Below are 4,518 nucleotides of genomic sequence, written 5' to 3'. Positions count from 1 at the left end.
GGCCCGCCGACAGCACGCGGGCCAGGTTCTCCGCGGCGGCGCCCTCGTCGCGCAGCAGCCGCAGGTACCAGGGGGTCTTGCCGAGCGCGTCGGAGACCTTGCGGAAGTTCAGCAGGCCGGCGTCCGGGTCGGCGGAGTCGGCGAACCAGCCGAGCAGCACGGGCAGCAGGGTGCGCTGGATGGCCGCCTTGCGGGTCACGCCGGAGGCCAGGGCCTCCAGGTGGCGCAGGGCGGCGGCCGGGTCGGCGTAACCGAGCGCGATGAGGCGTTCACGGGCCGCCTCCGCGCTCAACCGGGCCTCCCCCGGCGCGAGTTGGGCGACCGCGTCGAGCAGCGGGCGGTAGAACAGCTTCTCGTGCAGGCGGCGTACGACGGTGCTGTGCCGCTTCCACTCGCGGGTCAGCTCGGCCACCGGGTCGGTGCGCAGGCCCAGCGAGCGGCCGAGGCGGCGCAGGTCGGTCTCCGCCTCGGGGACCAGGTGGGTGCGGCGCAGGCGGTAGAGCTGGATGCGGTGCTCCATGGAGCGCAGGAAGCGGTACGCCTCGTCCAGCCGGGCCGCGTCCTCACGGCCCACGTAGCCGCCGGCGGCCAGGGCCCGCAGGGCGTCCAGGGTGGTGCCGCTGCGCAGGGCGGGGTCGGTGCGGCCGTGCACCAGCTGGAGCAGCTGGACGGCGAACTCCACGTCGCGCAGGCCGCCCGGGCCGAGCTTGAGTTCCCGGTCGATCTCGGCGGCGGGGATGTTCTCCACCACGCGGCGGCGCATCTTCTGCACGTCCGCCACGAAGTTCTCCCGCTCGGCCGCCTGCCAGACGAGGGGGTGCAGCGCGTCCAGGTACGCCTGGCCGAGCGCCGGGTCGCCGGCCACCGGGCGGGCCTTGAGGAGGGCCTGGAACTCCCAGGTCTTGGCCCAGCGCTGGTAGTAGGCGACGTGGCTGCTGAGGGTGCGCACGAGGGGGCCGTTGCGGCCCTCGGGGCGGAGGTTGGCGTCCACCGGCCAGATGGAGCCCTCCACGGTCGTCTCCGAGCAGATCCGCATCATGTGGGAGGCGAGTCTCGTGGCGGACCGCAGGGCCTGGGGTTCGGGGGTGCCCTCCGCCGGTTCCGCCACGAAGATCACGTCGACGTCGGAGACGTAGTTCAGTTCGTGGCCGCCGCACTTGCCCATCGCGATCACCGCGAGGCGGCAGGCGGCGGCGTCCTCGGGGGCCGCGTCCGCCGCGAGGGCCAGGGCCGCGCGGAGGGTGGCGGTGGCCAGGTCGGCGAGTTCGCCCGCGGTCTCGGCGACGTCCGTGGTGCCGCAGACGTCGCGGGCGGCGATGGAGAGCAGGCAGCGGCGGTAGGCGACGCGGAGGGTGACGGGGTCGGTGGCCTCGGCCAGGCCGCGTTCGAACTCCGTGACGCCCGGGTGGAGGTCGTGCGGTTCGTAGGTGACCAGGGCGTGCCAGTCGGTGGGGTGGCGGGTGAGGTGGTCGGCGAGGGCGGCGGAGGCGCCGAGGATGCCGAGGAGGCGGTCGCGGAGGGGTTTGGCCGCGATGAGGGTGTCCAGCAGTTCGCGGTGGGCGGTGGGGGCGGGCTGGGCCTCCAGGAGGCGGACCAGGCCGTGCAGGGCGAGGTCGGGGTCGGCGGTGGCGCCCAGGGCCTCGAGGAGGACGGGGTCGTCGCGGACCGTGGTCAGTTCGGGGCCGTCGAGGAGGCGTTCGGCCGCGGAGGGGTCGGTGAAGCCGTGTCGGAGCAGACGGGTGAAGGTGCTGCTTCTGCGCCCCGGCGTCATGTCCGTGGTCTCCCTCTGGTGTGTGTGGCGTCCTGGCCAGAGCGTAACCGGCGGGGGGTGGGGGGCTTGGGTTGTGGGGCTGTGCTTCGTCGGGTGCGGGTACGTGGTCCTTATGCCTGCGGCGGCCCGTGCGGGCTCGTCGTGGTTGCGGTCGCGCCCGCTGTCGTAGGGGGGGCGCGGCCTCGGGTTCGCCTCGCCCTCCCCTACGGCTCCGTCCGTGTCTCTTCCGGCGCCGTCCTCTGGTGCGGGATCCCCCTTGCGGTCAGCAGTTCCCGCATCGTCTCGGCCGCCCTCGGGGCCGCGTCCCCGCAGCAGTTGTTGAACAGGAGGTGGGTTTCGGTGGCCGTCGCCGCCAAGGTGTGGACGCGGGGGAGCCACTCCTCGAGTTCGCGCTCGGTGTAGGTGTGGCGGAAGCGGTCCTCCTTGGTGCCGGTGCGCCAGTGGGGGCTGCGGCCGTGGAAGCGGACGATGGCGAGGCCGTTGGTGACGGGGACGGGGTGCCGGTCCTCCGGGGTGTCCGTGGCCACCGCCGTGGCGTCCAGGTCCTCGAGGAAGGCGGCCGTACGGGGGGCGTGGGCCGGGTGCCACCAGGCGGGGTCGCGGAACTCGACGGCGAACGGCCAGCCGTGGGCGCGTTCGCGGGCGGTGCGGATGAAGGTCTCGGCCTCGGGGCCGGGGTGGAGGGAGGCCGGGTACTGGAAGAGGAGGGTGCCGAGGCGGCCGGAGTGGAGCAGGGGGGCGAGGGCTTCCGCGTAGCGGGTCCAGACCTCGGCGCGCAGGGCCTCGTCGCGGGGGTGGGCGCGCAGGTCGGCGGGGAGGGCCGCGGGGCGGGTGGGGTGGCCGGTGAGCAGGGAGAACGCCTTGACGTCGAAGCGGAAGCCGGGGGGTGTGCGCTGGGCCCAGTGGGTGGTGGTGCGCGGGGACGGGAGGGCGTAGTAGGGGGAGTCCGCCTCCACCAGGGGGAAGCGGGTGGCGTAGTGGCGCAGGCGTTTCTCGGGGGTGCCGGTGCCCGGTGGGTACCAGCCGCTCCTGAGCAGGTTCGGGTCGGTCCAGCCGCAGGTGCCGATGAGGATGTCCGCCATGGGGGCGGGGGTACCCGGCGTTCATCCGGTCTTCACCCGTGGGGTTGGCGCGCGTGGGGCGCGGGAATGTTGGCGTGTGCATGCTCTGTCCGCACCGCCAGCCGTCCATCCATTTCCGGAGGTTGATGTGTCCGGCAGTTCCGTGTACCGCAGAGCCCGGTCCCTCGTGGCCGGCGCGGCGGCCCTCGCCGCGGCCGCGGCCGGGTTGTGGACCGCGCTCGGCCAGGAGTCCGCGCACGCCGCGGGCACCGTGCCCCGCCCGGACCACGTCGTGGTCGTGGTCTTCGAGAACCACGCGTACAGCCAGGTCATCGGGTCGTCCAGCGCGCCGTACATCAACTCGCTGAAGGCGGGCGGTGCCGACCTGACCCAGTCGTACGCCGAGACCCACCCGAGCCAGCCCAACTACTTCGCGATGTTCTCCGGCTCCACGCAGGGGATCACCGACGACAGCTGCTACACCCCGGGCTTCTCCTCGGCGCCCAACCTGGCGTCCGAGATGATCGCCGCCGGGCGCAGCTGGGCCAGTTACAACGAGACCCTGCCGAGCCAGGGGTCCACGACGTGCAGCAGCGGCGACTACGCGCGCAAGCACAACCCGTGGTTCGGGTTCGGCAACGTGCCGACGTCCAGCGCCAAGACGTTCGCGCAGTTCCCCACCGACTACTCGACGCTGCCCCAGCTGTCGTTCGTGGTGCCGAACCTGTGCAGCGACATGCACGACTGCTCGGTGTCCACCGGCGACACCTGGCTGAAGAACAAGCTGGGCGCCTACGCCACCTGGGCCAAGACCCACAACAGCCTGCTCGTCGTCACCTTCGACGAGGACAACCGGCTGAGCGGGAACCGGATCCCCACGGTGCTGTACGGGCAGCCCGTCGCCGCCGGGTCCACGTCGAGCACCACCTACAACCACTACGACCTGCTGCGCACCCTGGAGGACACCCAGGGTCTGACCACGCACGCGGGCAACGCGGCCGCCGCCCAGGACATCACCGGGATCTGGGCGTCCTGACGTGTACGTAGCGGACAGTCGTGCCAGTACGTCCGCTCATGACGCCGTCCGGCCCCCGGCCGGGCGGCGCCGTGCGGCGGTCGCGCCGACCGTGCTCGCGCTGGGGACGGTGAGCCTGGTCACCGACGTCTCCTCGGAGATGGTGACGGCGGTGCTGCCGTTGTACCTGGTGAGCGGTCTGGGTCTGTCGCCGTTGGGGTTCGGGCTCCTGGACGGCGTGTACAACGGGTTCTCGGCGCTCGTCCGGCTGGTCGGCGGGCACTTCGCCGACCGGGGCGGCGGGCGGCACAAGTGGATCGCCGGGCTGGGCTACGGCATCTCGGCCGTGTGCAAGCCGCTGCTGCTGGTGGCGCACTCGCTGACCCCGATCGGGGTGGTGCTCGCCGCCGACCGGACCGGCAAGGGGCTGCGGACGGCACCCAGGGACGCGCTGATCTCGCTGTCCAGTACGCCGCAGACGCGCGGCCGGGCCTTCGGTGTGCACCGGGCGATGGACACCGCCGGGGCGCTGCTCGGGCCGCTGGTGGCGTTCGGGATCCTGCGGGCCACCGTGGACGGCTACGACGCGGTGTTCACCGTCAGCTTCTGCGTGGCCGCGGCCGGCGTGCTGGTGCTGGTGCTGTTCGTGCCGGGCGGGCGGGGCGCGAAGG

Annotated in this window: 4 protein-coding genes; 2 read left to right on the top strand and 2 right to left on the bottom strand. The window is 73.2% G+C overall.

Translation table 11 applies throughout. The features are described from left to right. Window positions 1-1,771 (bottom strand): bifunctional [glutamine synthetase] adenylyltransferase/[glutamine synthetase]-adenylyl-L-tyrosine phosphorylase (locus H5J33_RS24765; protein ID WP_181797088.1); only part of this gene is annotated, 1,771 nt, incomplete at its 3' end. 203 nt (window positions 1,772-1,974) lie between these two features. After that, the gene (locus H5J33_RS24760) at window positions 1,975-2,853 is read right to left on the bottom strand and encodes a DUF72 domain-containing protein (protein WP_181797087.1); all 879 of its coding nucleotides are present in this window, start codon (window positions 2,851-2,853) and stop codon (window positions 1,975-1,977) included. A 127-nt stretch (window positions 2,854-2,980) separates the two neighbouring features. On the opposite strand from H5J33_RS24760, the gene H5J33_RS24755 reads away from it, so the two are divergent. Both H5J33_RS24755 and H5J33_RS24750 read left to right on the top strand, forming a co-directional pair. Beyond that, the gene (locus H5J33_RS24755) at window positions 2,981-3,868 is read left to right on the top strand and encodes an alkaline phosphatase family protein (RefSeq protein WP_181797086.1); all 888 of its coding nucleotides are present in this window, start codon (window positions 2,981-2,983) and stop codon (window positions 3,866-3,868) included. Window position 3,869: 1 nt separating this feature from the next. Beyond that, the coding region (locus H5J33_RS24750) for an MFS transporter (protein WP_181797085.1) at window positions 3,870-4,518 on the top strand (649 nt) is incomplete at its 3' end.

It is taken from the genome of Streptomyces sp. WELS2 (assembly GCF_013870595.1).
Taxonomy (GTDB): Bacteria; Actinomycetota; Actinomycetes; order Streptomycetales; family Streptomycetaceae; genus Streptomyces.
This window is presented reverse-complemented; position numbering and strand designations above follow the sequence as displayed.

Bases quoted from the DNA above. Each gene is read 5' to 3' on its own strand.
- H5J33_RS24760 (WP_181797087.1), bottom strand. From the start codon at position 2,853: ATGGCGGACATCCTCATCGGCACCTGCGGCTGGACCGACCCGAACCTG.